The following is a 24,115-nucleotide window of genomic DNA, read 5'->3' as shown; positions in this document are numbered from 1 at the left end:
GAGTCCTTGGGTTCAGTGACGGTGTTCGCGGGTGACCCCGGCGTCGTAATGGCTGACCACCTGCTGCCAGCCGGCGGCGATCAGGGCGGCCTGGCCAAGGTCGTCCGGGGCCACTGCGGCGCTGTCGCGGCGCAGCCAGACATCGGCCTGGCCGGTGCTGTCGGCCGGCAGGATCAGCAGCAGGCTGCCGGCCACTTCCGGGGCCTGGCTGCGGCCAAGGTAGGCCCCGGGCTGCAGCCACGACCATTGGTGGCTGCCGCGGCTCTGGCTGCCGGCATCGACCACGAACGGCGGCAGGCCTTCCTCGGCCAGCGCCTGCACGCTGGGCGCGGCGGCGTTTTCTTCACGCAGCAGCTGGATTTCGTCGAAGGCCACCCGCAGGTCGGTATACAGGCCTTGCTCGGCGGCGGTGAGGTCGCGACGCGCGTCGATCTGGTGGCTGGCGATGGCTTGTTCGTCCTCGCGCTCGCCGCGCAGCAGCACCACGCTGGCGGCGAGTACCACGATCATCAGGCTGACCAGCAGCACGTAAAGGGTTTCGTGCCCGGCACCGGCCGGGCGAATCACTTGGACGCGGCTCATGGCTGGCCGATATCGGCGTGGTCGACTTCCACCACGTGCCCGGGGCCGGCATCGAACAGCACGTAGAACTCGCCGTCCGGGCGCTTGAAGGTCAGGGTCGAATCGTCACCGAGCTTGCCGCCTACCAGCACCTGTTCGTCGTAGCCGATCACATCCAGGGTGACCCCTGGGGCACCACTACCATCCGAGAAGCCACCGGTACACTTGACCTGGCCGCCAGGCAGTTCTTCGCATTCGCACATCGGGTTGTGCGCCAGTGCCGGGCCGGCGGCCAGCGCCAGCAAGGGCAGGGCGAGGGTGCGCATCAGGTGTTTCATTTATTGCCTCCTTGTTTCTCGAGCCAGGCCACGGTGGCTGGCGATGCCTTGGCCAGGGGGACCGACGCCTGGTGCATGCTGCCGTCCCAGCCCTCCAGGGTGATCCAGATCTGCGCGTCGGGCTTGGTGCGTGGCGGGATCGGCAGCGAGGTGCCCATGTTGTACGGCGCACCGAAGAAAATCGTGCCGGCGGCGCGCAGGCTGCGCGGTTTGCCGATGCGCAGGTAGGCTGCCTTGACGCCGTTGACGCAGGCCTTGCACAGCGATGCATTGAAGACCTTGAAATGGCCCGCCGGGCCGTCGGCGCGGGGGGGCTCGTCACGCATCTCGGCCAGGTCCAGGGTATAGGGGCCGACCTGGATGTCGTTGATCACATTGGCGCCGAGCCCCGCTTCGCCGCGGAACAGCTTGGCGTCGGCGAAGTACTTGGGCATGAAGCCCAGCGGGATGAGGATCAGCAGGATGTTCAGGTGAAAACGCCACTTCAGCCACAGTTGCTTCAGCGGGCTGACGGGCACGGCTTGGGCCTGGCTCATGGGCGGATCTCCACGGTGGGTTCATGGCGCGCCATGCGCGGTGCGCGTTCGCTGCGCTTGAGGGCGGCGGCGGTGGCCTGGGCGGTGCGTTTGGTCCAGATCAGCAAACCGCTGAACACCATCAGGGTGAGGATCAGGCCGAAGAAGAACCACACCAGCTTGATCGGCAGGCCGCCGAAATCGCCGGTGTGCAGCGGGCGCATGGACTCGGTGACGAACTCCAAGGCCGAGCGGTCGCTGATCAGGAACCGGCTGTCGACATTACGCGTGTACGGGTTCACCGAGGCGCTCTGGAACATCAGCGGGTACCAGCCTGGCCCCGCCAGGGTGACGTGGCTGTAGGCGGTGGCCGGCAGCGAGATAAAGCTGATCTCCAGCCCCGGGACCGCCAGGCCGGCGATGCGTGCCGCTTCATCCAGGTCGATACGCGCTGCCGGGCTGCCATTGGGGGTTTGCGGCACGTCCTCACGGGCGATGACCGGCACGATGGGCCGGCTGGAAATGGTGATGTGGTTGTCGGCAAGGATCGCCTGGATCAGGAACCAGGTGCCGGTGATGGAAATGACGGCAATGAACCAGATCGACCAGACCCCGGCCAGGCGGTGCAGGTCGCCCCAGAAAATCCGAGAACCATGGCCGGTGCGCACCGGCTTGAAGAAGCCCTTCCAGAACTTCTTGTACACCACCAGGCCCGTGACCAGCGAAACCAGCATGGGCAGGCCGAGCAGCGATACCAGGTACCAGCCCCAGCTGAAACCGTTGGTGAACGGCACCAGCCACCAGCCGTGCAGGGCGCGGGTGAAGGCTTCGAAGTTGAAGTCCGGGGTCTTGCCCTGGATGGCCCCGGTGTAGGGGTTTACATACAACGTCGGGCTGGTGCCGTCAGGCAGAGTGACATTGGCTTTGACCGCGAAGTGCGAACCGTCGGGCTGGATCAGCCGCTCCACCACCATGTCCGGCTCGGCCTTGTGCAGGGCGTCCAGCACCTGCTGGAAGCTCAGGCGCTCGGCGTCGGCGTCGGGCTTGTTGGCGCGAACATCCGGGTTGGCCAGCCAGACGATTTCCTGGCTGACCACCGCCAGCATGCCGGTGAAGCAGACGATCAGCACAAAGAACCAGATCGGCAAGGCGAGCCAGCTGTGGACCAGGAACCACAGCCTGGATTTGGATTTTTTCGGTGATTTGGCCATCTGACGGTCTTCTGCAATGGGGAGTCGAGCGTGTGCCCAGCCAAAGAGGGGCTGTATTGATAAGGACGAATGAGAATCGAAAACCTGCCGTTTTAAATGCAAGCAAATGTTTCAGGCAAAGAAACCTGAAAGCTGGCGCGACCCTGTAGGAGCGGCCTTGTGTCGCGAAAGGGCTGCGCAGCAGCCCCAGGGTTTCAGCGCAGATGCACAAATTGCCGGGGCTGCTTTGCAGCCCTTTCGCGACACAAGGCCGCTCCTACAGGACCTGTGCATGCCTTGAGGGCAGGGGATCAGGCGTGGGTCAGGGCCAATGCCGGTTGCGGCTTGTCGTGCAGATGCGCCAGGTCCTGGTACAGCGCGCGGCCAATTTCTGCAGCGCGCGCCGGCAGCACCGAGAGCAGGGTGTCACTCAGGCCGTGGCTGTTTTCGCAGAAGCCCTGGAGGTACACCGAGGCCTGCAGGTCGGGGCTGGCCAGCATGCGGTAGTTGCGGTCGACGCTGAAATCTTCCACGTAGCCGGCCAGGGGCGCCAGCAGGTCACGGTGTGAGCGGCGCTCGTAGCCGGTGGCGAGTATCACTGCGTCGTAGCGGTGGGTCTGCTGCTGGCCGGTGGCAAGGTCGCGCAGGGTCAGCTCCAGGCCTTCGCGGGTGGCCACGACGGCTTCGACCTGGCGCCGGCACAGCACGTTGTGGCGGTACTGGTGGGCAACCTTCTGCCGGTAAAGGATGCCGTAGATGCGTTCGATGAGGTTTAGATCGACCACTGAATAGTTGGTGTTGTGGTATTCGCCCAGCAGCTTGCTGCGTTGGTCGGCCGGTTCGTTGTAGACCAGGTCGGTGTAGTCCGGCGAGAAGATCTCGTTGACGAACGGGCTGTCATCGGCAGGCTTGAGGGCCGAACCGCGCAGGATTATGTCGACCTTGACCGACGGGTAGCTGTCATTGAGGTCGATGAACGCCTCGGCGGCGCTCTGGCCCGAACCGATCACGGCAATGCGCATCGGCCTGCCCACGGTGCATGGCAGCTTGTTCAGGCTGCTCAGGTACTGGGAGTGGTGGAATACTCGCGGGTCGTCCTTGAAGGCGCCGAACTTTTCCGGAATTTTCGGCGTGCCGCCGCTGGCGACCACCACCGAACGGGTGCGACGGCTGTATTCGCGGCCCTGGGCGTCGCGCGAGACCAGGCGCAGGTGCTCGACCCGACCCGCCTGTACGTCCGGTTCGATGCGCAGCACTTCCTCGCCATATACCGCCTGGGTGGCGAAGTGCTCGGCGGCCCAGCGCAGGTAGTCGTTGTACTCGAGGCGGCAGGGGTAGAAGGTGCCGAGGTTGATGAAGTCGGCCAGGCGCTGTTTCTGGTGCAGGTAGTTGACGAAGCTGTAGGGGCTGGTGGGGTTGCGCAGCGACACCAGGTCCTTGAGGAACGAGATCTGCAACTCGCTCTGGGTGGCCAGGGTTTCGCCGTGCCAGCGATAGTCCTGTTGTTTGTCGATGAACAGCGCGTCGAGGGCATGGCCCTGAGACTCGGCGAGTTCTTCCAGGGCGATGGCCAGGGCCAGGTTGGAAGGGCCGAAGCCCACGCCGATCAGGTCCTTGATGGTTTCCGGTTTTGCAGACTGGCTCATGGCTGCGGTTCCATAATGGTCGAATGTTGACGCACGCCGGGAGAGGCCGGCGCCTGCGCTTGTACATTGGGTGGAACGAGCCAAACGATGGGGAATTTACTGGCGGGCGACTGGCCGCTTGCAACGGGGGGCTAAAGGCTTGCGCCTGCCGGCCGATAGGCAGAACAACCCAAGGACCCATTTGCAACGCAGGGAGAAAGACATGACAGGTATTGCAGCAGTCAGCATCAGCACCACGCCCCAGGCGGTGATTGCAACCCAGGCTGCCGACAGCCAGGATGCGCAGAAGACTGAAGAGAGTGGGGCCGGCACTCAGGCCGACACGTCGAAATTGAACGGTGGCGCCCAGGCTCAGGGTGCCCAGGGCAGCAGTGAGAGTTCCGAGCCTGCGCACATCAGGCAATTGCGCGAAATGATCAAGAAGCTGCAAAAGCAACTGGCCGAGGAACAGAAGCAACTGGCCCAGTTGATGGCGCAGAAGATGGACGAAACCACCAAGCTGGCAGCTGTGTCCGCCAAGCAGGCGAGCATCGCCACCATCAATGGTGAAATCCTGCAGGCCACCGCGCAGTTGCTTGAAGCGCTACAGAAAACAGGTGGCAGCAGCGCGGGCGGGATGGTCAGCACCACGGCCTGACAGCGGATACGGTCCCCTGTAGGAGCGGCCTTGTGTCGCGATGGGCTGCGACGCGGCCCCGGGATGTTGGCATCAATGCACAAATCGTCGGGGCTGCGTTGCAGCCCATCGCGACACAAGGCCGCTCCTGCAGGGGCCGGGTAGCATCAGGTGGCGGTCATTCGGCCGCCAGGCGGCCCTTGTTCTGCCGCTCCGCCTTGTACTGCATGGCCACTGCCGGCGCCGGTTTGGCAGCGCCGGTTTCCAGCCACTGACGCATGCGGCTGGCATCGGCGAAGTGGGTGTACTTGCCAAAGGCGTCGAGGATCACCATCGCCACCGGGCGGTTGTCCATGCGGGTCAGCAACACCAGGCAGTGCCCGGCTTCATTGGTAAAGCCGGTCTTGGTCAGCTTGATGTCCCAGTTGCTCTTGTTCACCAGGTGGTCGGTGTTGCGAAAGCCCAAGGTGTAGTTGGGCTTGCGGAAGGCCACGGTCTTCTCGCGGGTGGTCGACAGCTCGCTCAGCATCGGGTACTTGCGCGAAGCCATCAGCAGCTTGGCCAGGTCACGGGCCGTGGACACGTTCTGCGTCGAAAGGCCGGTCGGCTCGACGTAGCGGGTGTGCGCCATGCCCAGGCTGCGGGCCTTGGCGTTCATCGCCTTGATGAACGCCGGGTAACCGCCGGGGTAATGGTTGGCCAGGGTGTTGGCCGCGCGGTTTTCCGACGACATCAGGGTAATCAGCAAGGTTTCGCGGCGGTCGAGTTGGCTGCCCAGCCGCACACGCGAATACACGCCTTTCATTTCCGGGTTGTTGGCAATGGTCATGGTGAGCATCTCATCCATGGGCTGCTTGGCATCCAGCACTACCATCGCCGTCATCAGCTTGGTCACCGAGGCAATCGGCACCACGCGGTCAGCGTGGCTTGAATACAGCTCCTGGTTGGTGTTCAGGTCGATCAGCAGGGCGCTGCCCGAGGCAAGGTGCAGCTTGGACGGGTCGCGTTGAACCTGGGCCGGGGGTTGTGCAGCAGCGGTCGACGGAAGGGTCGCAGTACCTGTGAGCAACAGCAGCAGGCTGAGGATGGACAGGGATGTTTTCACGTTGAGGCTCACTAAAAGTTGGTATGTCGTTGGCTGTGCAAGGGTTTTCCCCCAAAAAACCGCTGCATTCTGGAGTATGGCTGAATTGCTGTCGAATGCCTTATGACTAAAGGGCGCAACGTGAACGAAATTTAATCCTGTACCAATTCTGTACCAATTACGTTCGCTTCCAGCTTCGCCAGTTCGGCCCAGTCGTTGGCGGAATTCAGCCATTTGGCGTAGGTCGAGAGGAGGACCTGCACCGAGTGTCCAAGCTGCCCTGCAATGAATGCCGGATTCATCCCTGACATGAGGCACATCGTGGCATAAGTGTGCCGGCAGTTGTACTGGGGGCGATGCCTGAAGCCCTTCGCTTCCACTGCTTGGTTGAAGTGCTTACCGGCGGTCTCGGGTACGGTGATGTGTGGCGACGAGCCTGCTGGCTGGAAGATGAACGGCGACTCGGTCGACACCCGGCGTTTTTGCTTGGAGCGGTAATGCGCGATGTCCTTGGCCCTGGCCAGCGCGCCTAGGGCCCGGCTGTTAAGCATCACGGTGCGGGTGTACTTGGTCTTGGTCCGCTCGACCACCTGCTTCTCGACCACGATCCGGCAGATGTGAGCCGTCTTTTTCTCGAAATCGATCTCGTCCCAGCGCAGCGCCATGATCTCGCCGGTACGCATCCCGGTGTAAAAGGCGAACTCGTAGAACGCTGCGAACACCTGGTTGCACCGGGAAAAGTTTTCGTACATCCATTCGATCAGGGCCTCCGCTTCTTCCACCGTGAAGGGGTCGACCTGCTTCCTGTTCTTCTGCGGCAACTGAATCGATGCCGCCGGGTTCCTGTCCACCACCTCGTCAAACACAGCCGCGCGGAACATCGCCTTGACCCGGGCGATAGCGGCGCGCTTGACTGTCGAACTCTTCCACTCGGTCTTCGCGACCACCTCTCTCAGCACCATCGGCGTGACCGCTTTGATAGGCAGCGTTGCCAGATGGGGCATCCAGTAGTTGTTCATCAAGCCTTTGTAGTTGACCCGCGTGTCGTGCACCACCTCCAGGCGGTCCAGCCAGCTCTGAGCGTATTCGCCAAACATCAGTTCGCTGGCTAGCGCCGTGTAGCTCGAGTTAGGGAAGAGCTCGGCGTATCGTTTTTCATCCAATACGCCGTGCTTGGCCAGGCTGATTACTTGAGCGCGTAGATCGGCTGCCGCTTTGATCCCCTTGGCGGTCTGGGGGTACGCGAGAGTTTCGGACCGACGCTCACCGTTCCAAGTAAAACGGATCCGGATTGACTTGCCGATGAATTCGACTCCAGTGGGTAGCCCCAGCTTCCTTCCAGCCACGCTTCGTATCTCCTGATGCTGTAAAAAATTCGGCCGTCGATCTTCTTCCAGACCCCCTCGGGTATCACGCCGCGGCTTCGTTTGCCTTCCAGGGCCCGCTTGGTCGTACCGACCAGCTCAGCCATTCTCTCCTCCGGGACCTTGTCGGACACATAGGCCACCGGCTGGCGTTCTTCGTCTTGCATGATGGTCTCCACGCCGCCGGTGGCGGCAGGTTGTGGTCAGGCCAGCAGCACTTCGCGCACGACTTCCCAGAGTCGAGCGGCGGGCCATTGGTAGCGGTCGAAATCCGTATCCGGCTGGACACCGTAGCGGCAGGTGGAGTGGGCACCTTCCGGGAACTCGGCATCCTTACGCATGATGGTCGCTACTCGGCCGTCACCACCTGGCTCGGTTCTGTGGTAGTCGTAGGCGTAGGTAAGGTATTCACCGCCTGCATAGATCAGGTCGGTTCCTTGGTGGGCCATATCGGCACGGCCATCCGGCGTCCAGGGGCGCCCGCCACCGGCTTGGCGCTTCCCTTCATGCAGGTACAACACGAACTCGCCCTCGGCGTGCCGCACAGGCTCGTATCGATGGTTGATCTGTTCGCCGACAAGCACACGGGACACGAAGCTGAAGCGGTGATCGTGAATGGCCGAGTGCTCGAAGCAGCTGCGCCGCGGCAGTTCGGGGTGCCACACGTGCAGGCGTTGGTCGCCCTGCAGCTGCACCTGGACGAAGCCTAGGCCGTGGAGCGTGATCTTGTCGGTCATCACATCGTCGATGATCATGGCAATAGCTCTCCATGCCCGCGCATGTCGGCGGGCTTGAGTAGTGGGGGAAGGGTTAGGCTGGAATCAGCCGTAGTCGAAGTCGTACTCAGCGAAGCAGGGCGTGCATAGCGGGCGTTGTCCGCGCTGAGCCCATGCCGAGGCCTTTAGCAGCCAGCGGCTCTTGTCGACGAACCGGCCACAGTCGCGGCAGTGGGTGTGATGGTCCTCGGCCTTGAGCATCGAGAACTGGGCGATGCGCTGACGCTCTTCCTCTTCGAGCAGTTTCCGGAAGTGCTCTCGCTCTTCCTTCTCCGTCATGTGCGGATAGATCTTGCTCATTTCGCTCATCGCGGCCCCCTGTAGATCAGGTAGGCCATGTAGGCGAGGGCGATCATGGCTGTACCTCCTTGTTTGCTGCGATCACGGCGTCGGCGCGCCTATCAAGATCGTGGCCGTTGATCACGATGTTGTCGGGCGTCAGTCCGGCGAATAGGCCGCCGTTATGGATTGTGTCGAGGTCTGCTTGGCGGAGGACGCGGTACCGCTCGGCGTCCTTGCGCAGCGCCTCGTTCTCGGCGGCGAGCTTGCCCAGCAGGCCGTAGCACTCGGCCAGCAGGTTGTTGGCAGCTTCGATGGCCTGGCCTTTGCCGGCCACGCCGCGCTGGCAGGCTTTCATCAGGCCCTGAACGTCGGTTGCTTCAGTGGTCATTGATCAGCTCCGTCGGCACCTGGACGGTATCGCCGAGGGCGGCGGAGACGATCGCGCGTCCGGCGGCAAGCAAGTGGGTTTCTGCGCGAGCCGCCCCGACAGACTGACCAACCGAAACAACTGCCCTCAGCATTCCAGGGCGCACCCATTGAAAGTCAGCCTCGTACTTATCGATCAGCGGCCCGCCCAGCGCCCAGTCTTCCCACGGGTTGTAGCGCCTGGTGTGCTCGATCGCCTGACCCTGGTACCGCGCGAACACACGCCACGGCACGCCGTTGTAGCCGGGCGGGGCCAACTGCAGGTCCAAGCTTTCCGCCTTTCCTACTGCCCAGCCCAAGGCCTCGCCGACCAGGTTGGATACCCTCACTTCGATCAGGTCGGTCATGGCAGTACCTTCAGGCCTTGAGCCTTGATCGCAGCAGTGAGGTGGCCGAGGTACTTCGGGAAGAGGAACGACTCACCTTCCACATCCTCGAACTGCTCCCAGTACTGCTCGCTTTTCATGTCGGGCATTTGAATGACCACGGCCTCGCGGGAGGCGCGCCATGACACCCATCGGGTTTGGGTTTCGGCGTAGTAGTAAACGTCTTCGGCATTCACGCACTTCCTCAGGCGCTCGACGCCGCCGCAGTAACGGTCGAGGTGCCACGCCTCGAACTGCTCACGCATCTCTTCGCTCACAGCTGATATCTCTCATCAATCCAGCGCCCAGGCGCCATAGCGGGTGTAGGTTCGGGTTGGGTTTCGTGCGGGGAGAGCTGGCGCTCGTTGCCGGCCTGCAGCTGGCTGTCGGGGATGCAGCTGATGCCTTTCCCGTACCAGCTACTTGCTACCCAGCATGTAACCTCGCGGCGATCGTCGTGAATGATGGTCACGCCATCGCCAAAGCTCATGTCTTCACGCTCAATCCGGCGTATTTCTGCATCGGGAGTTGCAGCGCTGGCGCCGGTGGCCAGCAGCAGGAGGCAGAGGGCGAGGCGGGTCATCGGTTCACCTCCACACTAGGCGTGTGCTCGTCTGCCAGCGCCTTGGCCAGGCCTACGGGCCACCAGTAGAGCGGACGCTGGTATCGCGGGTTGTAAGTCTCGCGAATGATCAGCCCCTTCTTCTCTAGGGCTTTGAAGGTGCTGAGCACCGCCGCCGCGGCAAGCCCCAGCCGCTCGCCTACCTGCCAAGTCAGGCCGCCAAGGCCAAACACACACGCCTCGTCCCCTTTCAGAAGCTTCTCGCAGTCCTGCTGGTAGAGGTGGGACGTCTTGCTGCGGTAACGGACAGCGTTGTCCCGGCCGATATCTCGCAGTGTTTCGAGAACATCTTGCTGGCGCTCAGTGAGCTTCATGGCTGCACCTCGGCGTTGTAGCGCTTGTAGTCCTCGCCGAACTCCCAGCAGTAGGTCGCCGGCCATGCGCCTGGCGTGCCTTCCTCGACGAACACGTATCGGTGCGCGAACTCGCCAGAGCGATCCGGCACCGTCTTGCACCATTTGTGCTGCGGGCCTCCCAGGAACCAACCAGGGTATTCCTTCACGGCTTCAGCCATGAATACATCGAGGTCGTGGTGACCCTTGCTCATTGCGATGTAGGTGTCGCTGCCAACGCTTTGCACGTCCAGCGGATACTGTTTCAGCCTCATGCCGCCACCTTTTGGCGGACCCAAACGCAGAGTGGGCCGTCCTCGGTGTCGTGGATGGAGAAGATGAACCAGCCGTCGCCGGACGGCTTGCTTGGCTGCCACTGATTGCAGTCGTAGTCGCCGTCATCCATCCAGGCCTCGATCATCTCTTCCGGCCCGTCGCTCTCCATTTCAACCAGGCACAGCTCCAGCCCGTGCTCGGCAAACCAGGTCTTGGGCAGCGCGCATTCGTCGCCGTCGTCCGGCCAGGCCGGGTGAGTCCAGAAGCCGTATTCGTCGCGCTCAACCTGCAGCGGCTGGATCAGTTGCTTTTCTTCAGACATGACTTCGTCCTTGGCCGCCATATCGCGGCAGTGAGTTGTACAAGGGGTTTGGTTCGGTACAAGAAAATCGGCCGGTGGTCCGATTCAGTTCTCAAGCTGCGATACCGAGATTGCGTCTCGCCTCGCTTTGGCTATGGTGAGGGTTCACCTGTGGCATACAACTAAAGTCGTAGGAGGCCGACATGAGGATTCGCGGTGAAGTTTTCTGGGGGTGGGCTGATCCAACGCTTCACCATCGTGCTCACGACGAAACCCTCAGCGATGGAACGCACATTGATGTTCAGGTGCGCCTGTCGCGAACGGGTAACACGCAGATGTTCATTGGGGTGTATGCCGCGAGTGGCATGGCCCTTCACGAAGAGGCGTTCGATTCCCGTCCCGGTGAATCCATGACCAGGGCTTTAGCCTGGGGTGTTGGACGGGCCCGCCGCATTGCTACAGACACTCTCCCAAAATTCGACCAGGTCGCCTGCTCGGGATAGGGGAAAGGGGTGGCAGCTGGGCGGAGTACAAATGTGCTCTGCACTGCATTTAGCTTACCGGGCGGTGTTCGGCTGAAGAGCGAGACCCTTCACGGCCTCGCTGTAAATGAACTTGATCTGATCCCACGGAATTGTGTGGCGCTGTGCGTACTCATCCTCGCCATCGCATATCTCGCAGCCTTCAACTGGCTCATCCAGTTCGCGGCATTCCGGGCATTCCTGGGTGACCTCCAGCTTGAACTCGCCGAGCAGCAGTGCCTTGGCTCCGTTCTCCGCCGTGAGCCGCTTGGGCATCAGGCAGTACTCGTCGGGGATGGATACCAACGGCCCAACGGGGACAATAGGCAGTCCAGTCGCCGCCGCGTCCCTCTCTGCCTCTTCTTTGGTCCACCAGAAGGCAGTACCAACCATCCAGGCTATGGGCTCGGCGTGGGGCTGCTGGGCTGGCGCTGCGGCAACCATTGCACGCCATGTGGGGAATATGCCGTTTACATCTCGAGCTGCTGCCAGCATTTCCCGCGTAGGCTCGCGAGGCACGCTGACCATCTCTGTGTTGCTGGATCGGTTTTCTGGGGCATGGGGATACCTCTGCTAATCAGGGTTATGCCAATATGTTGGTTTAACAGGCATTTATGAGGCTGTAATGCGAAGGTCGCTATTTTGGTTTGGGGTTGCTCTAAGTGTGTTCTACGCAGTTTTTATGTACTGGTCCGTTGGGGATAAAATTGCAACCTTAAAAGGTATGGAATTGAACGCTGTTGGAGACTTCATGGCGGGCGTGTTCAGTCCATTAGCCTTTCTTTGGCTAGTGCTTGGCTTCGTGCAGCAGGGGTTCGAGCTTCGAATTAGTTCAGATGCTCTGATCCTTCAGGCTAAAGAACTAAAGGCCTCTGTCGAGCAGCAAACTGAACTTGCGATCGCAACCAAGAAGTCCCTGATGTATCAACAGTTGTCGCTGGAGCCCGTTTTTCACCTTAAATTCGGAGGGCTCAGCGAGGAGTTCGATGAAAGTGGTCGATGCGAAATCTGTAGCTTTACGCTATCTAACGTTGGAGCGATCTGTGAGCAGGTCGTTGTTTACGTGATTGGGGCGAGTTCTATGCCCTCGGCTGTGTTCAACTTCGCTATTATGGAAAGGAATAGTGCATCCAGTTTTAATGTGGTCGATATCATCGGAGAGGAAGAGAAATGGGAGTTCATGATCAGGTACATGAAGTCTGATGGGCAGTATGGCAGCCAGTATTTTGAAGTGGTCCCTACGGCAAGCTCCGAGCCAGGTGAGTGGTATGTCTCGATTCAGAAAATGATTAGATAGGCTTGAGAGTTCACACCGTACTTAACAGCGCTTCAATCACCCGCTGACCCGCCAGTGTCGGTACCGCATTGCCTGCCATATGCATGGTCAACCGGTGGTTGTCCGGCCGCAGAGTGTCATCCGGGAACGACATGGCAGCTAGGGCCTCGCTGGCGCTGAGCATCCGCATCCGGTCACCGTCGACCAGGGCCCAGCGGTCCAAGGTAGTGATGGTTCCGATCGGCCGGTTGATGTCGCGGCCAGTGGTGCCGGAGCCCTTGCCGTAATAGGGCATGATAAAGCGGTCGCCGAAGCGCTGGCGCCCGTTGCGAACTCGGTTGAGTGTGGCCTGGGCCCGGCCTGGTTTCTCGATCTGTGACCAGCGCCCGGCGTCGAAGTCGAGGAAGCTGCTGGCCGGCACGTGCTCGCAGTGTTGCAGCTGCAGCTGAATCGGAGCCTTGCTCTTTGTGCAGATCAAGAAGAGGCGCACCCGGTGCTGCGGCACGCCGAGGTCGGCGCAATCGACAATGTGCGGCGCCACCTGGTAGCCCAGGCGCCTCATCGCATCCACCCAACTGGGGTAGAGCACCCAGTTCACGAACTCAGGGACGTTCTCGACCACCCAAGCATCCTGATCCAATACTTCGGCAGCAGAGGGAACGGCCCAGGCTGTCGAGCGCGATGCATCATGCTCCGGGTTTCCGCTCTTCTTGCCACGGGCGTTGGTGAAGCCTTGGCAGCATGGAGAGGCGATGCCGATGTCCGAGCGCGGCACTTTCGCCCAGTTCGCTTGCTGAAGGTCCTGGCAGACGTGTTCGGTGTCTTTGTGGTTGGCCGCGTGCCACTTCACTGCCTCTGGCCAGTGGTTTGCCGCCCAGAGAACCTGGACGCCGGCGGCGCGCGCGCCGGTGCTCCATCCGCCGAGGCCGGCGAATAGGTCAATTGCTGTGGGCATGGGAAAATCTCAAGTGCATGCTAAAGTGCCATCACTTTCACCAACGGAGGGTTAGAGATGGTCCAGGTAGTTGAAGTAGTCGCGGAGTTCAAAGCTGACGGATTCATCAATGTGGGGCGGGGAACCCGTGCTCGAGTGGTCCGCCTTCACGATGCTGAGCAGTACGGAATCGAAGTTGACGATGTGGTGAGAGGAGTAGCCATACCATCTGCTCTTTTCGATACCGCGGAAGATGCCAAAGCAGCGTTGCTTCAATTCTGGGATGATTGCAACGAGGCACTTCAAAACAATCCGTCATGGATGCAAGTTCGGTAGCAAGCCGTAACTGGACGATGGCGCCGCCCTCGCCGGGGAGGCGTTATCGTTGAATAGGGGAAGGCGCTGGCGGGCAGCGCCGGAGGGTCAGGCGGCTTTGCGGACCGGTACGGCGCGGAGGTGGCCTTTCTCGTCGGCATCGCCCAGGTATGGCTTCAGCTCTGCCCGGGTGTACTTGCCAGCCTGGGTGGTATCGCTGGTGTAGCCGCTGTAGTTCGGGCCGAAGTAGCCGCCGCCGTGCTTGTCGCTCCAGATCATGAATAGAGGCTCGGCCTTCGGGAACAGGATGTCCCGCAGCTTGGCGGCGCGCTCGAAGTTCATGGCGGCCACTGCCGTCGACAACTCCCTTTCAAGCCTGCTTCGACCCTTGTCGTCGTTGCGCTTACGGCGGAGGTCGCCAGGGTTGTTCACGAACACCTTGTTGTGCCAAACGTTGCTGATCGTTGAGTACTTGCCTGTGACGATCTTCCATTTACCGCCGAGGTCGTACAGGGCAATGCCCGTCACGACGCGCCCGTGCCAGTCCAGCGCGTACACACGCATGCCGTCCTCGATAACCAGCCCATCCCCCGACTGCTGCGCATCGTTGGTGTACGGGGCGCGGCCCAAAGCCTTGACGTAATGCCCGGTGTGCTTTCGGTCTTCAAGCACTGCTTCCATGGCTGTGACGCAGTTGCGGCCTGGTCCGACCTTCAGGTCACGGCCAGGATCAAAGGTGTAACCGGTGAAAACATTCATGAGGTACTCGCGCAGGCGTCGGCGAGTGTGCTCCATGAGCAAGCGCAACATGTACGGCATGCGCTTCTCCTTGTCGAAGTCGTAGCGGCCGCCGTTTCGGTTCTGTACGTTGGCAACGTCCTGCCACATTTCAAATTTCAGCGTGCCGAAGTCCATCTTCAGATTTCCCTGAAGATCGCCGCGCCGGCACTCGCGCTCGCTGCGCCGGCAGTCCTCGTAGATGGTCGGGTATTGATCCTTCTCGCGCTGATTGAAGGCTGGAAGCTGGCATTTCCAGCCCATACGGTTCAGCTGCTGCACCACACGGGCGAAGACTTCGCGCTTGAACTTGCCTTCCCAGGCCTTCTGGTCAGCCCAGGCCGTGCGATGAGGGTAGCCTTCGGTACGAACTACGATGCTTGCATCGCCGAAAGAGATAACGCCGGTACGGTCGATCTGTGGCATTGGTGTTTCTCCATGCATGCGCCGCCCTCCGTGGCCGGATGCGGCATGGTGGCAATTTGGTGTTGGATGGGGTATTTACGGGTGACCGGCATGGGGCCGGGCACAGGGAGCTCTATATGTCTTGGGTTGTTAAAATGACCGATTCATCAGGAAACGTGATGTGGGGATCAGCACCTGATTACGAAGGGCTACGGTATGCAGCCTATGAGCCAGCATACGGCGAAAAATTTGACACCAAAGAGGCTGCCGAGGCCGTGTTTTACTGGTTCCATCAGATCAAAGATCTTCAGAAATACACCCTCGAAGCTGTGCCATTTGACTGATAGGAGCTAAGACAACCTCGAGTGATCAGCGTGCCTCACAGCAAAGCAGCAGTCCTGTATCGTCCGGGTCGTCGCCGAGTTCCAGGCCGGGAGCGCGCAGCTCTCGGCTCAGCCTGAACTGGTCCAGCTTGCGCACCACAGAACTCGATATCGTGATTTCGTGGCGCGGCGCACTTAGGAAGTGGCGGGCCGCTTCAGGGCCTAATTCATGGATGCGGTGGATCAGCAGGGTCATGGCCTCGCCGTTTTCCTCGACTTCGGCCCACTGCATGATCTCGGCTAGGGCCTGGCGGGTGCCGGCGCGGGTTTTCATGCGCAGCTCTTCAACCCCGGCCTTGGCCTCTTTCTTTTTGCGCTTCTCGTCGCGCTCTTGCGGCGTCATCGCCATACGGCACCTCCTTCAATCCGCTGGGCGGTAGGTTGAACTGCTCACGCCGCCTTGTTCTCTGCAGCGCGCTTCGGATTTTTCTGTTCAATCTCAAGATCCATGTCGTTCCAGCCGGCCAAGAACCAGGAGCCGTGGAACGTGTGAGAGGCGAATGGGTTGGCCATCTTGCCGCCACCGTTGCGGCGGCATTCCCGGCCAAGGTAGTAGACGCTGGGGTGCTCGCCGTGGTCGTTCATGGCCTAACCCCTATGCCGCTGAAGCGGGAAGTTGATCTCGTAGGCAGCCAGGATTCGCTCCAGCTTGCGATTTCCGATTCCGAGTACTGCAGTTGCCCGGCAGCGGGACATACCCTCATCGCGTAAGGCAATGATCCGGTCTGCCAATTCCCGATCAGCGGCCTCTTGAGCGGCGGCGTCCTTCACAGGCTGCACCTGGCGCGGGGGCTTGCAGAACCTGAATCCTTCGCGAGCGGCTACACCCCAAAGCGCTCCCTTGGTTTCGCCGAGGAGCTTCGCGACCTCGCCACAGGTCATGGTCTTGGCGAGTTCGGCGATCTGTGCCGCGCGAGTCCTGGCACGGCTTTGCTGTGGGTGTTCCGACTTGTGCGCGGTGGGCTTGGCCCGCTTCGGCTTGGGCTTAGGGTGCTTGCGCTGCGGCAGCGGCCGGTAGGTGAAACCCTCCAGCACGATCAGCTGGCCGCCAGACGCGAAGAAGGCCGCTTTGGCGGCCTCCAGGTCGATTGATTGGTTCATGCTCACCTCATGCTGCGATTCCGAGCACGCGATTCATGCGCTCGTCGAGGATTTCGTAGAAGGTTTTTACGCGCTCCGAGAGCTTGCGGATCATCGCCTCGTCCCGGTAGGCACGCTTCGCGAACAGCGGCATGCCCGGCCAGTAGCAGATGAAGTCGATCCATTCGCGCTCGGACACCCAAAGGCCACCCTGGCACTGAGCGACATGCTCTTTCGGGATCTCGCCACCCAGGATCACGTCGACCTGCAGCTTTGGTAGCTTGGTCTTGATCTCGGTCAGGCCGTTGTCGCCGACCAGGGCGTCTGGTGAGTAGCCAATGCCATGATTCAGGATGATCCCCACCTGGTGGGTCTGGACGTCCTCGCGGTCGCAATACAGGGCCCGGGCAGTACCTTCCAGTTCGTGCCCGCGCTCTGTGTGGCGGTTTCCGGTGAAGGGATCAGCTGCCTCACCGGTGATGCGCTCACCGATCAGGGTGTTCATGTAGGTGAAGGCGCCGGCGCCGAAACCTGCCTCGCCCTTGCCGTTCACCAACAGGCAATCCAGCTCGCTGCAGGTGATGATGCCCAGGCGCAGGTCCAGCCAGGCCTGAGTGCCTTGCTCCACATCACTGATGATCTGCATTTGCGGCCTCCGCGGCCCTGATGGCCTTGTTCAGTTGCGCGACCAGGATGTCGTGGCGACCCTTCGGCACGCATTCGGCCGAACCGTATTCGCCGGTGAACCAGTCGCGGGTCTTCTGGGTGCAGCGATCGAGCAGGGCGCTGATGCCGGCCGCCTGCACGCTAGTTACGTTCGCCGTTGGCACGGCAGCGTGGCCGTCGTCATCCTCGCCGCGGGTGGTGAGGTTGAGCAGGGCGCTCATGACGTAGCGCTTGCCGTAACTGGTGGACGAGCCGACCGCCTGCACAGCGTTCTTGCTGCCGCTGGTGTCGAGCGGGAGCAGCATGGTTGTGCTCTCGCGGTGTCCGGCCCGGTGCATCAGGATGCCGGTGACGCTTAGGCCAGCCGGCACGTTCTCGACCTTGAAGGTGATCGCGAAGCCGTGCGTCTGCATGATCGGCTTGATCACATCGTTGATGTCTTCAAAGGTGGCGTAGTCGCTGCGCTTTTGGCCATTCACGACGATGGCGCCGCGCTCGGCGATGCTCGGTATATCGCTCTGCATGGCCGCCATTGCTGCGTTGAACTCGGCCTCAGCGTCGCGGGCCTGCATACGCTCGTGCATCGCCATCAGGCGCTCAAGCTTGTCGATGTCGCAGGTTGGGTCGGTAGCGGCCCGGCTGATGACGGCCAGGATGCTGCTGTCGGCCTGCGGAGGCGCGGCCACCTGGCGGCGCTGCTCCGGCACAATGATCGTGCTGCTCATGGTCGGTGCCTCAGTAGGAAATGGCGATGTTCGGGATCTTGCGCTGCGCGATCAGGGTGACCGCTTGCTTGGCGCAGGCTTCAGGCATGCCCTCGGCCATGAAGGCTTCCAGGGCGGCGCGGTTGATGCTCGCCCGGTGCGCCTTGTGGGCCTCTCGAGCTTCTTGCTGGCGAAGAATCTCCGCGGCAGCGGCATCAGCGCGGCGGCGCTCGTCCTGGCGGGCCTGCTCGGCTGCTTCCTCTTGCCGGCGGGCGGCCGCCTGACGCTCCTGCTCCATCCGCTGCTCGGCGGCAACGCGGTCGGCTTCAGCCTGAACCCGGGCACGTTCGGCTTGCTCCGCCTGCAACTTGAGCTGGAGACGCTGGTTCTCGGCTTCGCGCTCTTGCGCAGCGGCCTGGTCCAGCAGTTCCTGCTCTCGGCGGGCTGCGGCTTCGCGTTCTGCTTGCTGCTGCTGGGCCGCGCGCTGGCGCTCGGCCTCGACAGCGGCCTCTTGTGCCGCTCGAATCCGGTCCTGCTCGGCGCGCTCTTCGGCTTCGCGGCGCAGCCGGGCCAGCTCGGCCTGCTCTGCGTCGTACTTCTGCCGGGCCGCCAGCGCTTCACGAAGCACGGCTAGCACTTGGTCTTTCACCTGTCCGGCCTCGGCGGTGAATTCCTCCCAGGCGTCGTCCAGGGCAACGCCTTCAACCCTTCCGATCCTGGCCAGAAGGTCCTCGGCGGTCAGCAGGCCGAGTTCGGCGCCTTCCGCTTTGATGGCTGCAATGCCTTGCTCATGCCGGCCGACACGGGCGGCTTCTGCCTGCTCCCACTCGGTGAGCGGCCGGCGCGTCTCGTCTCGCAGCGCGTCCATCGTGGTCACGAACTCACGCAGCTCGGCCTCGACCACCTTCGGCATTTCCTTGAGCCGGCGCAGGTAGTCGCGGCCCGGCTTCTCGACGGCGGTTTTCGACTTGCTCACCTTGGCGGCCAGGCTGGCGATGCGTTCGCGGCCCTTGCGGGTGGTCAGGTCGGGCACTTCGCCTTCGACCTCGGCCTTCACCAGGTCGATAAATTGCTTCAGGCCGCCGGCCACGTAGATGGCCGGGGCGTTCTCCTCGCTGATCTCTTCGATCGCGATCAGTTTCTGTTCTGCGGACATTAGAAAACCTCGCGCCAGGCCGGCGCCGTTAGTTGAAAGGGGAAATGCCAGGTCACCCGGATTGGAGGTGCCACCAGGCCCTGGCTGCGGTGGATGGTTGCGCGCTCTCGCCGCTTACGCTCCCGAAGGGGTACGGTTATCCCGAAGGCCCGCCGTGCGCCGGGTGTGAATTCAGGAAGTGATGCTGCCGGCCAGTGCGCTGGCAAGCATGAAGAAGGTGCAGGCGAAGAGCATGCAGAAGGAGCCGCGCCAGAACGCCCAGCGTCTGGCCTGCTGGCGGCTCACGTGCGGACCTCGTAGGCCAGGGTGCACATTCCGCAGAGGTAGGCCCGGCCCGACCAGGCCGCCGGGTTCTCGATGTGAGCGAGGCGCGCCTGATTCATGGCGTCCTCCATGGTCAGGCCCTTGAACACCAGCAGGATTCGATCGTCTGGCACGGCCTGAGCGACCTCGGCCACCTGGTCGTCGATGATCGACGGGAAGATCGGTGTGGTCATGATGCCTCCCGCTTTTCGTATCCGGCGTCAATCATGGCTTCGATTACAGTCCTGGCCGCCGATTGGCCGGGGATATCCTGCTTGAACTGGTCGAGCGTTCTTGCGATGCGGGAATGAGCATTCCTGATCTTGTGCAGGCGCTCATCGGCTGCGATCTGCTCAGGCGTGCGCCGAGGGCGAACACGCTTTGCCTCGTCTCGGTACATGGCGATCTTCTTGCCGCACTGAACCACGCAAAAGTCCTCGCGGCCTTCAGGGTCTTCGCCTACGGCAACGCAAACCCCGTCGTGCCAGTTTTCGAAGTCTTCGCAGGCAAACGATGCTTCTACCAGGGTTCCAACTGGCGGCAGGCCTTCACCATCCCAGCGATCCGGGCGCCGAGTGATGTATTGGACCTGCCCGCGAGTGTGGTTGTGCCGGGTATCGCCAGTGCCGCCACCCCATGGGTAAGGACCGCCAGGTCGCCCAACCACGGCGTACTGATCCATGCTGACCCAGACCTCGGTGATGCCTTGATGGGCGATCAGTCCGTGCCCATCCGCCCATTCCGGGGCCATGCTCCAGTCAATCTTGATCACGCAGCCTCCTTGCGCCGCTCAGCAATCCGCCGAACGCGCTCGCAGTAGTGTTTGAACTCCTCGGCGTCGATAGCGAGGAGAGAGAAGTAGGCGACGACCATGGATTCGGCCTTCCCATCCTCCACCGGGCCAGAGCCCGGCAGAAGCATCGTCTCGATTGCGGCCTCGATGGCGCGAACCGCCACGCTGTGAGGATTCATTCCGCGTCCTCGGCCTGGGCCAGGACTGCTTCCTTGGCGAAGGGCGTGAGCAGCTGGCGGGCGATCTCCTGTAGTGCTGCCTCAGGGCTCGCCACGCTCATGATTTCGTCGGCAGCTGCCGCGGCATCGCTGGTGACCTTGCAGCGCGCGGACAGGACCAGACGGCCCAGCACCGAATTGCTGATGCCAGACAGCCCAAGCTGCCCCATAACGAACTCATCCACCGCCTGAGCGAAGCGTTCGTAGGTCACGCCACGCTGGCGGAAGTTGCGCTGGAACACTACGTCGCGGCGCGCCATCAACTCGGCAATGCCGTCGTCTATCCAGCGCGCCTCAGCTTCCTTAGCCGCGCTCTCGCTCACCGCCGGCGGCATCCGGTTGTCGTACTCAAACTGTGCTGCTCGAAGTGCGCCCATGGTCGCCTCCAGGTGGTGGGTTACTCGGTGGGTGGGGAAGGAAGGGGTTGCCAATGGGTGGCCGTATTCGTCCAAAACTCGAAGTGCCCCTGACGATGTTGGCCGCGGCCCTTGTGCCAAACATCTGTTTCCGAGATGAGCTGTCCTGCGTGATTGAGCGCAGCAACGATCACTGCGACACCGTCGTACTGATCACCAGGCAGAGCATCGCTGCACTTGATCCAGCCGCTCATGGCTTCACCCGGGCGGCGAGCATGGCATCCGCTTCGATGTAGCGACTGATCGCACGGTAATCTGCCCAAAAAGCGATGTTGTCCAGCGGCGCCGATGCGAAGTCAGGCATTGCGCGACCGACAATTGCTTCTGCGTAGCGGACGCCGACTTCGTCCGAAACATCGACCTGAGCCGCGAAGTAGTCGCGCAGGGTCATGCCCGGATAAGCGCTGAAGGTGTACGGCTTGATCTCTTCGCCATTGAACCCTTTGATCGCTGCGTTGCCGCCGTTGTTGATTTGCGCTGGAAAGGCAGGGCCGCCTGTATCTTTGCTCATCGTGTGAACCTCGGTAGCCAACCGCATTGGCCAGGAGCCAGGCGCGGGTGACCAAACCCACCGTGAAAGGTGGCCTGGCGCCTGCCAATGCGGTCGATATGTTGGGATTGGGGTAGGAAAGAAACGGGGGGGCTGGATCTGGGGTGAAGTAGCAGAGGAGCCGGCGGTAGAGGCCTACTCTGAGCCGCCGGCAGTGAGAATGGTCACTCCACGATGCAGATCCAGCGGTGGTTATGCCGGTAAGGCGCTCTGGTAAATGCGATGTCTGAAACTAGGTACATACCGCGCTCCTGGAGCGCTTCGGTAAGTTGAGCGAGTGTCTCTGCTTCGATAGTCATTGCTGTTACCTCGTCAGATTTACTGCGTTCATAAATCCTGACCCAGTAGGCAAGTGTCTGATTCAATATTTTTGGCTCACTCGCCTTCGCGACGCCGGCTGAGCAATCGATTTCCCGTCTGGCCCTGTCGCCAAGGCCAGCCAGTGAAATCGCTCAGCCATGCGCATATGGCACGCTGTTCTCAATCAGCCATTCCTCCATCCAGCCGTTTGCTGAATTCTCGATGCTCCGGCAGTCGAAGTTGAGGCAGTCGCCGAAGTTACTGCCGATGAAGCGACCGTCTGGGATGGTCACCTTCAGCCAGGCCCGCGGCTGCCCTGCGCCCTCAAGCCTAAGCAAGCAGCCGGCGTTGAGCAGCGGCTGAAGGTCTACGGTTATTGCTCGTCCCATTTCCATGATCTCCAGTGGATTCCCAAAGCACCCGGTCGCCCAGGTGCTTCAGTGAATCTCGTGGTGTTTCCTCACTGCTCGCGCTGTGCCAGGTACCGACGCCCGTTCTAAGGGCATCCCGGCAGGGAGCGTTTGCAGCGCAACCCTCCATCCGCTTTCCGTGGCCCGGCCTGTGTTCCTGCCGCGCTGACGTTCCGCCTGATTTCGAGCTGGCCAGTTCCAGAGCTGGCATGGGGATCGAATTTATTGCTCGCGCTGTGCCGTTGCCGGGATCGATCCGCGAGGTTCCCATCAATGTGAAAGAGCGGCGGCCTGTGAGGGCCTCTGCAGTCCCTGGTGAGTGACTGCTGACGGAATGAACGATAAGCCATTGCCTAATTCTTGTAAATAGGTAATGCCTAATTTTTTCGTGGGCGCCTAATCTCGTGCCGGGCTTGCATCGCTCGATGACTCAGGTAAGCTCTGCCTGACACTGGATGGATGTACAGTTAGCGAGGAAGGAATGGCCAAGCAGAAGAAGTCTGCGCCGCAGGCGCGCCAGGAAATGACCGGACTGGAGCGCCTTGGGCTGCGGGTTTCGTCGATGATTAATCACCCGATCGCGCAGGCTCAGCGCTGGGTGACGATCCATCGCCTGGACACGGATGGAGACATGGAGTGGGACGAGGTAATGGGGCTGCTGGCCGAAACGCCGGAGCTGGATTTGACGTTCAATGACGACGAGAGCGTGACGGTTCGGTGGGAGCCGCAGAGCGCAGATGATCGAGACGACCTGGTCGTGGAGCGAGATTGGGAGGAGGAGAGGGTGGAGGAGGAGGCGCCTTTCTAGCGGCCGGAATCTATAGCCTGCCCACCCATCCAGCATGGATGGAAAGCCAGTAGCGACTTCTATGGTGGCGTAGTACGGTCCGCCTTCAACAAACCGCCCGGTTCGTTGCCTCCAATCCCACGGACCGGGACTCTCATGACCTGGGAGGTCGAATGGAAGTCGCTCGAAAGATCAGCCAACAAGAATTGGATAACGCCCTGGTAGCCTTCGCTCGCTACAAAATCGGAGAAATCAAAATCTTCGACTTGGAGCGGGCAATCAGCTTCGAAGCGGGCGAAGCCTTATCCCAAAGCGGGCTGGTCCGGTTCACAATCACCAAGATGGCGTCCGGACGGTATCGCATTAGCGATGAAGGGGAGAACGCCATCACACCGGCTGGTCGGGATCGCCTTGAGGTACTCCGCCCCTGACTATAGGCCAGCCGGGCAACGGCCGCAGACAGCTCCTGCGGCCATTTGCAAATACAGGCAAAGAAAAGCCCGCACTGCTATGCGGGCTAACGTAGGGAAGCGGATGAGGCTTCACTGTGCAGAGTAGGGCGTGAAAAAAGCGTGAAGGCATGAAAAAGCCCGCCGAGGCGGGCTATCTGCGAGGGGTAGTGATCCTAAGGTTAAGCGGCTTCCGCAGCAAATAAGCGTTCAGCTGCCTGCTCAGCGGATTCGACAGTCTGTACCCGAAGAGAGTGCTTGTCGCCCGCTTCTTCAAGCGCCTCAATAGATCGCTTGAGCGAATCAACTTGCCTCTCGCTGTAGGTGGGGTCTTCGAATCCAGGTCGGAAAACCACTAATTCGTAGTGAGCCCTAGGAAGCATTCGGTCATCGCGATCGCGAACGGTAAGTAGATCAAGCAGCCTGGCCTTGTTTCTTTCAAGCATGCTGGACAGATTGGAGCCAGGGATCAGCTTTCCTGTGTTAAGCGCAACCCGCTCACTCAGATAGAAAATCTTTGAGGGCCTAGCTCGCTCCGAGACATGAAACGTCGCGTTGAAATATCCGGAAAGGCGTGGGTTCTTTCCAAGAACAGCTGACTCGAATTGCTTAGGCCAAGGATCCTTCTTTGAGCCCGCGTCACCCATGACGATTTCAGATATCTCATCCGATTCTTCGTCATCCACATCTAGATCCATAGCTGCAAGGCTTGCGGTCAACGCCACGGCTTGCCTCAAAAGCCCCAAAATGTCGGATGACACTGTCTCGCGAACACGGCCGACGCGCATTCCGGAAACAGGAGGGACCCACCCTTCGAAGCTTCCATTGGCCTGCAGATGCCTTTGAAGGCTTGAGCATGCAAGCGCAATAATTTTCCCAACTCCAGCTGACTTTTGACCAAACATTGCGTCAAGCACATGCGGCCTTATCGCTGGGCAGACCCTGCACTCGCTATTTCGGCCGCGAGCCGCTACGGCA

The 24,115-nt window shown here is 61.2% G+C and carries 41 protein-coding genes; 7 read left to right on the top strand and 34 right to left on the bottom strand.

Annotation, left to right across the window (positions count from 1 at the left end; all coding sequences use genetic code 11):
* Positions 1–12: 12 nt before the first annotated feature.
* From V3314_RS19435 to V3314_RS19415, 5 genes are all read right to left on the bottom strand, one after another.
* The gene (locus tag V3314_RS19435; RefSeq protein ID WP_046615142.1) at positions 13–582 is read right to left on the bottom strand and encodes a DUF6162 family protein; all 570 of its coding nucleotides are present in this window, start codon (positions 580–582) and stop codon (positions 13–15) included.
* Positions 579–899, bottom strand: a complete 321-nt coding sequence (locus V3314_RS19430; RefSeq protein WP_046615143.1) for a hypothetical protein — start codon at positions 897–899, stop codon at positions 579–581. The genes V3314_RS19435 and V3314_RS19430 overlap by 4 nt, the downstream gene beginning before the upstream one ends.
* Positions 896–1,435 (bottom strand): hypothetical protein, encoded by a 540-nt coding sequence (locus tag V3314_RS19425; protein WP_046615144.1) that lies wholly within the window; start codon positions 1,433–1,435, stop codon positions 896–898. The genes V3314_RS19430 and V3314_RS19425 overlap by 4 nt, the downstream gene beginning before the upstream one ends.
* Positions 1,432–2,625: a PepSY domain-containing protein gene (locus tag V3314_RS19420; RefSeq protein WP_338459559.1), complete on the bottom strand. Its 1,194-nt coding sequence runs from the start codon at positions 2,623–2,625 to the stop codon at positions 1,432–1,434. Before V3314_RS19420 ends, V3314_RS19425 begins: the two co-directional genes overlap by 4 nt.
* Before the next feature lie 290 nt (positions 2,626–2,915).
* Entirely contained in the window at positions 2,916–4,250 is a 1,335-nt protein-coding gene (locus V3314_RS19415) for a SidA/IucD/PvdA family monooxygenase (RefSeq protein ID WP_046615146.1), read from the bottom strand.
* Between the two features lie 202 nt (positions 4,251–4,452).
* Here V3314_RS19415 and V3314_RS19410 point away from each other — a divergent pair, with 202 nt between their 5' ends.
* A complete protein-coding gene (locus V3314_RS19410) occupies positions 4,453–4,887 on the top strand; it encodes a hypothetical protein (RefSeq protein WP_046615147.1) in 435 nt (144 codons plus the stop codon).
* A gap of 157 nt (positions 4,888–5,044) precedes the next feature.
* On the opposite strand, the gene pbpG is transcribed toward V3314_RS19410, so the two are convergent.
* From pbpG to V3314_RS19350, 12 genes are all read right to left on the bottom strand, one after another.
* Complete coding sequence (gene pbpG, locus V3314_RS19405; RefSeq protein WP_023662495.1) at positions 5,045–5,971, bottom strand: D-alanyl-D-alanine endopeptidase; 927 nt, start codon at positions 5,969–5,971, stop codon at positions 5,045–5,047.
* Positions 5,972–6,102: 131 nt separating this feature from the next.
* On the bottom strand, positions 6,103–7,236 hold the full coding sequence (locus V3314_RS19400; RefSeq protein ID WP_338460325.1) for a tyrosine-type recombinase/integrase: 1,134 nt from the start codon (positions 7,234–7,236) through the stop codon (positions 6,103–6,105).
* Positions 7,137–7,481: a hypothetical protein gene (locus tag V3314_RS19395; RefSeq protein ID WP_338459558.1), complete on the bottom strand. Its 345-nt coding sequence runs from the start codon at positions 7,479–7,481 to the stop codon at positions 7,137–7,139. Before V3314_RS19395 ends, V3314_RS19400 begins: the two co-directional genes overlap by 100 nt.
* A 36-nt stretch (positions 7,482–7,517) precedes the next feature.
* Positions 7,518–8,069 carry a hypothetical protein gene (locus V3314_RS19390; RefSeq protein WP_338459557.1) on the bottom strand — a complete coding sequence of 184 codons (552 nt, stop codon included), beginning with the start codon at positions 8,067–8,069 and terminating at the stop codon, positions 7,518–7,520.
* Positions 8,070–8,135: 66 nt separating this feature from the next.
* A complete protein-coding gene (locus tag V3314_RS19385; protein ID WP_338459556.1) occupies positions 8,136–8,399 on the bottom strand; it encodes a hypothetical protein in 264 nt (87 codons plus the stop codon).
* Positions 8,400–8,442: 43 nt separating this feature from the next.
* Positions 8,443–8,760, bottom strand: coding sequence for a hypothetical protein (locus tag V3314_RS19380; protein ID WP_338459555.1), 318 nt, complete (start codon positions 8,758–8,760; stop codon positions 8,443–8,445).
* The gene (locus tag V3314_RS19375) at positions 8,750–9,145 is read right to left on the bottom strand and encodes a phage protein NinX family protein (RefSeq protein WP_338459554.1); all 396 of its coding nucleotides are present in this window, start codon (positions 9,143–9,145) and stop codon (positions 8,750–8,752) included. The genes V3314_RS19380 and V3314_RS19375 overlap by 11 nt, the downstream gene beginning before the upstream one ends.
* Positions 9,142–9,441, bottom strand: coding sequence for a hypothetical protein (locus V3314_RS19370; RefSeq protein WP_338459553.1), 300 nt, complete (start codon positions 9,439–9,441; stop codon positions 9,142–9,144). The genes V3314_RS19375 and V3314_RS19370 overlap by 4 nt, the downstream gene beginning before the upstream one ends.
* Positions 9,438–9,746: a hypothetical protein gene (locus V3314_RS19365; protein ID WP_338459552.1), complete on the bottom strand. Its 309-nt coding sequence runs from the start codon at positions 9,744–9,746 to the stop codon at positions 9,438–9,440. Before V3314_RS19365 ends, V3314_RS19370 begins: the two co-directional genes overlap by 4 nt.
* Positions 9,743–10,099, bottom strand: coding sequence for a hypothetical protein (locus tag V3314_RS19360; protein ID WP_322493117.1), 357 nt, complete (start codon positions 10,097–10,099; stop codon positions 9,743–9,745). The genes V3314_RS19365 and V3314_RS19360 overlap by 4 nt, the downstream gene beginning before the upstream one ends.
* Positions 10,096–10,392, bottom strand: coding sequence for a hypothetical protein (locus tag V3314_RS19355; protein ID WP_338459551.1), 297 nt, complete (start codon positions 10,390–10,392; stop codon positions 10,096–10,098). Before V3314_RS19355 ends, V3314_RS19360 begins: the two co-directional genes overlap by 4 nt.
* Positions 10,389–10,715: a hypothetical protein gene (locus V3314_RS19350; protein ID WP_196173770.1), complete on the bottom strand. Its 327-nt coding sequence runs from the start codon at positions 10,713–10,715 to the stop codon at positions 10,389–10,391. Before V3314_RS19350 ends, V3314_RS19355 begins: the two co-directional genes overlap by 4 nt.
* A 182-nt stretch (positions 10,716–10,897) precedes the next feature.
* On the opposite strand from V3314_RS19350, the gene V3314_RS19345 reads away from it, so the two are divergent.
* Positions 10,898–11,197, top strand: a complete 300-nt coding sequence (locus V3314_RS19345) for a hypothetical protein (protein ID WP_046615156.1) — start codon at positions 10,898–10,900, stop codon at positions 11,195–11,197.
* A 54-nt stretch (positions 11,198–11,251) separates the two neighbouring features.
* Here the strand turns inward: V3314_RS19345 and V3314_RS19340 are convergent, their stop codons facing one another.
* Positions 11,252–11,659, bottom strand: coding sequence for a hypothetical protein (locus V3314_RS19340; RefSeq protein WP_338459550.1), 408 nt, complete (start codon positions 11,657–11,659; stop codon positions 11,252–11,254).
* 238 nt (positions 11,660–11,897) lie between these two features.
* Here V3314_RS19340 and V3314_RS19335 point away from each other — a divergent pair, with 238 nt between their 5' ends.
* Complete coding sequence (locus V3314_RS19335) at positions 11,898–12,512, top strand: hypothetical protein (protein ID WP_338459549.1); 615 nt, start codon at positions 11,898–11,900, stop codon at positions 12,510–12,512.
* A gap of 10 nt (positions 12,513–12,522) precedes the next feature.
* Here V3314_RS19335 and V3314_RS19330 read toward each other — a convergent pair whose 3' ends face one another.
* Positions 12,523–13,446, bottom strand: coding sequence for a DNA cytosine methyltransferase (locus V3314_RS19330; protein WP_338459548.1), 924 nt, complete (start codon positions 13,444–13,446; stop codon positions 12,523–12,525).
* 57 nt (positions 13,447–13,503) lie between these two features.
* Between V3314_RS19330 and V3314_RS19325 the strand changes: the two genes are divergently transcribed.
* On the top strand, positions 13,504–13,761 hold the full coding sequence (locus V3314_RS19325) for a hypothetical protein (RefSeq protein WP_253168223.1): 258 nt from the start codon (positions 13,504–13,506) through the stop codon (positions 13,759–13,761).
* 87 nt (positions 13,762–13,848) lie between these two features.
* On the opposite strand, the gene V3314_RS19320 is transcribed toward V3314_RS19325, so the two are convergent.
* Positions 13,849–14,943 (bottom strand): UvrB/UvrC motif-containing protein, encoded by a 1,095-nt coding sequence (locus V3314_RS19320; protein WP_338459547.1) that lies wholly within the window; start codon positions 14,941–14,943, stop codon positions 13,849–13,851.
* A 116-nt stretch (positions 14,944–15,059) separates the two neighbouring features.
* On the opposite strand from V3314_RS19320, the gene V3314_RS19315 reads away from it, so the two are divergent.
* Positions 15,060–15,266: a hypothetical protein gene (locus tag V3314_RS19315; protein ID WP_143516047.1), complete on the top strand. Its 207-nt coding sequence runs from the start codon at positions 15,060–15,062 to the stop codon at positions 15,264–15,266.
* A 25-nt stretch (positions 15,267–15,291) separates the two neighbouring features.
* On the opposite strand, the gene V3314_RS19310 is transcribed toward V3314_RS19315, so the two are convergent.
* The 13 genes from V3314_RS19310 to V3314_RS19250 form a co-directional block, all read right to left on the bottom strand.
* Positions 15,292–15,654, bottom strand: a complete 363-nt coding sequence (locus V3314_RS19310) for a hypothetical protein (RefSeq protein ID WP_338459546.1) — start codon at positions 15,652–15,654, stop codon at positions 15,292–15,294.
* Between the two features lie 41 nt (positions 15,655–15,695).
* The gene (locus V3314_RS19305; RefSeq protein ID WP_338459545.1) at positions 15,696–15,890 is read right to left on the bottom strand and encodes a hypothetical protein; all 195 of its coding nucleotides are present in this window, start codon (positions 15,888–15,890) and stop codon (positions 15,696–15,698) included.
* Positions 15,891–15,893: 3 nt separating this feature from the next.
* The gene (locus V3314_RS19300) at positions 15,894–16,406 is read right to left on the bottom strand and encodes a hypothetical protein (protein ID WP_338459544.1); all 513 of its coding nucleotides are present in this window, start codon (positions 16,404–16,406) and stop codon (positions 15,894–15,896) included.
* A gap of 7 nt (positions 16,407–16,413) precedes the next feature.
* Positions 16,414–17,031, bottom strand: coding sequence for a lambda exonuclease family protein (locus tag V3314_RS19295; RefSeq protein WP_338459543.1), 618 nt, complete (start codon positions 17,029–17,031; stop codon positions 16,414–16,416).
* Positions 17,015–17,776 (bottom strand): ERF family protein, encoded by a 762-nt coding sequence (locus V3314_RS19290; protein ID WP_061302624.1) that lies wholly within the window; start codon positions 17,774–17,776, stop codon positions 17,015–17,017. The genes V3314_RS19295 and V3314_RS19290 overlap by 17 nt, the downstream gene beginning before the upstream one ends.
* Before the next feature lie 10 nt (positions 17,777–17,786).
* Complete coding sequence (locus V3314_RS19285) at positions 17,787–18,911, bottom strand: hypothetical protein (protein WP_338459542.1); 1,125 nt, start codon at positions 18,909–18,911, stop codon at positions 17,787–17,789.
* Positions 18,912–19,192: 281 nt separating this feature from the next.
* Positions 19,193–19,408 carry a hypothetical protein gene (locus tag V3314_RS19280; protein ID WP_016711314.1) on the bottom strand — a complete coding sequence of 72 codons (216 nt, stop codon included), beginning with the start codon at positions 19,406–19,408 and terminating at the stop codon, positions 19,193–19,195.
* The gene (locus V3314_RS19275; RefSeq protein WP_135002540.1) at positions 19,405–19,986 is read right to left on the bottom strand and encodes a hypothetical protein; all 582 of its coding nucleotides are present in this window, start codon (positions 19,984–19,986) and stop codon (positions 19,405–19,407) included. Before V3314_RS19275 ends, V3314_RS19280 begins: the two co-directional genes overlap by 4 nt.
* The gene (locus V3314_RS19270; protein WP_135002539.1) at positions 19,983–20,186 is read right to left on the bottom strand and encodes a hypothetical protein; all 204 of its coding nucleotides are present in this window, start codon (positions 20,184–20,186) and stop codon (positions 19,983–19,985) included. The genes V3314_RS19275 and V3314_RS19270 overlap by 4 nt, the downstream gene beginning before the upstream one ends.
* Entirely contained in the window at positions 20,183–20,602 is a 420-nt protein-coding gene (locus V3314_RS19265) for a hypothetical protein (RefSeq protein ID WP_338459541.1), read from the bottom strand. Before V3314_RS19265 ends, V3314_RS19270 begins: the two co-directional genes overlap by 4 nt.
* Before the next feature lie 20 nt (positions 20,603–20,622).
* Complete coding sequence (locus V3314_RS19260; protein WP_232889348.1) at positions 20,623–20,835, bottom strand: DUF551 domain-containing protein; 213 nt, start codon at positions 20,833–20,835, stop codon at positions 20,623–20,625.
* Positions 20,832–21,152 carry a hypothetical protein gene (locus tag V3314_RS19255; RefSeq protein WP_338459540.1) on the bottom strand — a complete coding sequence of 107 codons (321 nt, stop codon included), beginning with the start codon at positions 21,150–21,152 and terminating at the stop codon, positions 20,832–20,834. The genes V3314_RS19260 and V3314_RS19255 overlap by 4 nt, the downstream gene beginning before the upstream one ends.
* 491 nt (positions 21,153–21,643) lie before the next feature.
* Positions 21,644–21,886 carry a hypothetical protein gene (locus V3314_RS19250; protein ID WP_338459539.1) on the bottom strand — a complete coding sequence of 81 codons (243 nt, stop codon included), beginning with the start codon at positions 21,884–21,886 and terminating at the stop codon, positions 21,644–21,646.
* Between the two features lie 496 nt (positions 21,887–22,382).
* Between V3314_RS19250 and V3314_RS19245 the strand changes: the two genes are divergently transcribed.
* The gene (locus V3314_RS19245; RefSeq protein ID WP_338459538.1) at positions 22,383–22,709 is read left to right on the top strand and encodes a DUF1654 domain-containing protein; all 327 of its coding nucleotides are present in this window, start codon (positions 22,383–22,385) and stop codon (positions 22,707–22,709) included.
* Between the two features lie 152 nt (positions 22,710–22,861).
* Positions 22,862–23,119 carry a hypothetical protein gene (locus tag V3314_RS19240; RefSeq protein ID WP_338459537.1) on the top strand — a complete coding sequence of 86 codons (258 nt, stop codon included), beginning with the start codon at positions 22,862–22,864 and terminating at the stop codon, positions 23,117–23,119.
* Between the two features lie 200 nt (positions 23,120–23,319).
* On the opposite strand, the gene V3314_RS19235 is transcribed toward V3314_RS19240, so the two are convergent.
* Positions 23,320–24,042, bottom strand: coding sequence for a hypothetical protein (locus tag V3314_RS19235; protein WP_338459536.1), 723 nt, complete (start codon positions 24,040–24,042; stop codon positions 23,320–23,322).
* Positions 24,043–24,115 lie beyond the last annotated feature (73 nt).

It is taken from the genome of Pseudomonas sp. TE3-3-F2023 (assembly GCF_036784815.1).
Classification (GTDB): Bacteria; Pseudomonadota; Gammaproteobacteria; order Pseudomonadales; family Pseudomonadaceae; genus Aquipseudomonas; species Aquipseudomonas pudica.
This window is presented reverse-complemented; position numbering and strand designations above follow the sequence as displayed.

Bases quoted from the DNA above. Each gene is read 5' to 3' on its own strand.
- V3314_RS19285 (WP_338459542.1), bottom strand. From the start codon at position 18,911: ATGTCCGCAGAACAGAAACTGATCGCGATCGAAGAGATCAGCGAGGAG.
- V3314_RS19355 (WP_338459551.1), bottom strand. From the start codon at position 10,392: ATGAGGCTGAAACAGTATCCGCTGGACGTGCAAAGCGTTGGCAGCGAC.
- V3314_RS19325 (WP_253168223.1), top strand. From the start codon at position 13,504: ATGGTCCAGGTAGTTGAAGTAGTCGCGGAGTTCAAAGCTGACGGATTC.
- V3314_RS19240 (WP_338459537.1), top strand. From the start codon at position 22,862: ATGGAAGTCGCTCGAAAGATCAGCCAACAAGAATTGGATAACGCCCTG.
- V3314_RS19365 (WP_338459552.1), bottom strand. From the start codon at position 9,746: ATGACCCGCCTCGCCCTCTGCCTCCTGCTGCTGGCCACCGGCGCCAGC.
- V3314_RS19320 (WP_338459547.1), bottom strand. From the start codon at position 14,943: ATGCCACAGATCGACCGTACCGGCGTTATCTCTTTCGGCGATGCAAGC.
- V3314_RS19235 (WP_338459536.1), bottom strand. From the start codon at position 24,042: ATGTTTGGTCAAAAGTCAGCTGGAGTTGGGAAAATTATTGCGCTTGCA.
- V3314_RS19385 (WP_338459556.1), bottom strand. From the start codon at position 8,399: ATGAGCGAAATGAGCAAGATCTATCCGCACATGACGGAGAAGGAAGAG.
- V3314_RS19265 (WP_338459541.1), bottom strand. From the start codon at position 20,602: ATGGGCGCACTTCGAGCAGCACAGTTTGAGTACGACAACCGGATGCCG.
- V3314_RS19330 (WP_338459548.1), bottom strand. From the start codon at position 13,446: ATGCCCACAGCAATTGACCTATTCGCCGGCCTCGGCGGATGGAGCACC.
- V3314_RS19300 (WP_338459544.1), bottom strand. From the start codon at position 16,406: ATGAACCAATCAATCGACCTGGAGGCCGCCAAAGCGGCCTTCTTCGCG.
- V3314_RS19290 (WP_061302624.1), bottom strand. From the start codon at position 17,776: ATGAGCAGCACGATCATTGTGCCGGAGCAGCGCCGCCAGGTGGCCGCG.
- V3314_RS19295 (WP_338459543.1), bottom strand. From the start codon at position 17,031: ATGCAGATCATCAGTGATGTGGAGCAAGGCACTCAGGCCTGGCTGGAC.
- V3314_RS19345 (WP_046615156.1), top strand. From the start codon at position 10,898: ATGAGGATTCGCGGTGAAGTTTTCTGGGGGTGGGCTGATCCAACGCTT.
- V3314_RS19255 (WP_338459540.1), bottom strand. From the start codon at position 21,152: ATGAGCAAAGATACAGGCGGCCCTGCCTTTCCAGCGCAAATCAACAAC.
- V3314_RS19340 (WP_338459550.1), bottom strand. From the start codon at position 11,659: ATGGTTGCCGCAGCGCCAGCCCAGCAGCCCCACGCCGAGCCCATAGCC.
- V3314_RS19435 (WP_046615142.1), bottom strand. From the start codon at position 582: ATGAGCCGCGTCCAAGTGATTCGCCCGGCCGGTGCCGGGCACGAAACC.
- V3314_RS19395 (WP_338459558.1), bottom strand. From the start codon at position 7,481: ATGCAAGACGAAGAACGCCAGCCGGTGGCCTATGTGTCCGACAAGGTC.
- V3314_RS19350 (WP_196173770.1), bottom strand. From the start codon at position 10,715: ATGTCTGAAGAAAAGCAACTGATCCAGCCGCTGCAGGTTGAGCGCGAC.
- V3314_RS19250 (WP_338459539.1), bottom strand. From the start codon at position 21,886: ATGGAAATGGGACGAGCAATAACCGTAGACCTTCAGCCGCTGCTCAAC.
- V3314_RS19260 (WP_232889348.1), bottom strand. From the start codon at position 20,835: ATGAGCGGCTGGATCAAGTGCAGCGATGCTCTGCCTGGTGATCAGTAC.
- V3314_RS19420 (WP_338459559.1), bottom strand. From the start codon at position 2,625: ATGGCCAAATCACCGAAAAAATCCAAATCCAGGCTGTGGTTCCTGGTC.
- V3314_RS19360 (WP_322493117.1), bottom strand. From the start codon at position 10,099: ATGAAGCTCACTGAGCGCCAGCAAGATGTTCTCGAAACACTGCGAGAT.
- V3314_RS19375 (WP_338459554.1), bottom strand. From the start codon at position 9,145: ATGACCGACCTGATCGAAGTGAGGGTATCCAACCTGGTCGGCGAGGCC.
- V3314_RS19305 (WP_338459545.1), bottom strand. From the start codon at position 15,890: ATGAACGACCACGGCGAGCACCCCAGCGTCTACTACCTTGGCCGGGAA.
- V3314_RS19315 (WP_143516047.1), top strand. From the start codon at position 15,060: ATGTCTTGGGTTGTTAAAATGACCGATTCATCAGGAAACGTGATGTGG.
- V3314_RS19280 (WP_016711314.1), bottom strand. From the start codon at position 19,408: ATGACCACACCGATCTTCCCGTCGATCATCGACGACCAGGTGGCCGAG.
- V3314_RS19245 (WP_338459538.1), top strand. From the start codon at position 22,383: ATGGCCAAGCAGAAGAAGTCTGCGCCGCAGGCGCGCCAGGAAATGACC.
- V3314_RS19380 (WP_338459555.1), bottom strand. From the start codon at position 8,760: ATGACCACTGAAGCAACCGACGTTCAGGGCCTGATGAAAGCCTGCCAG.
- V3314_RS19415 (WP_046615146.1), bottom strand. From the start codon at position 4,250: ATGAGCCAGTCTGCAAAACCGGAAACCATCAAGGACCTGATCGGCGTG.
- V3314_RS19425 (WP_046615144.1), bottom strand. From the start codon at position 1,435: ATGAGCCAGGCCCAAGCCGTGCCCGTCAGCCCGCTGAAGCAACTGTGG.
- V3314_RS19270 (WP_135002539.1), bottom strand. From the start codon at position 20,186: ATGAATCCTCACAGCGTGGCGGTTCGCGCCATCGAGGCCGCAATCGAG.
- V3314_RS19390 (WP_338459557.1), bottom strand. From the start codon at position 8,069: ATGATCATCGACGATGTGATGACCGACAAGATCACGCTCCACGGCCTA.
- V3314_RS19430 (WP_046615143.1), bottom strand. From the start codon at position 899: ATGAAACACCTGATGCGCACCCTCGCCCTGCCCTTGCTGGCGCTGGCC.
- V3314_RS19310 (WP_338459546.1), bottom strand. From the start codon at position 15,654: ATGGCGATGACGCCGCAAGAGCGCGACGAGAAGCGCAAAAAGAAAGAG.
- V3314_RS19410 (WP_046615147.1), top strand. From the start codon at position 4,453: ATGACAGGTATTGCAGCAGTCAGCATCAGCACCACGCCCCAGGCGGTG.
- V3314_RS19335 (WP_338459549.1), top strand. From the start codon at position 11,898: ATGTACTGGTCCGTTGGGGATAAAATTGCAACCTTAAAAGGTATGGAA.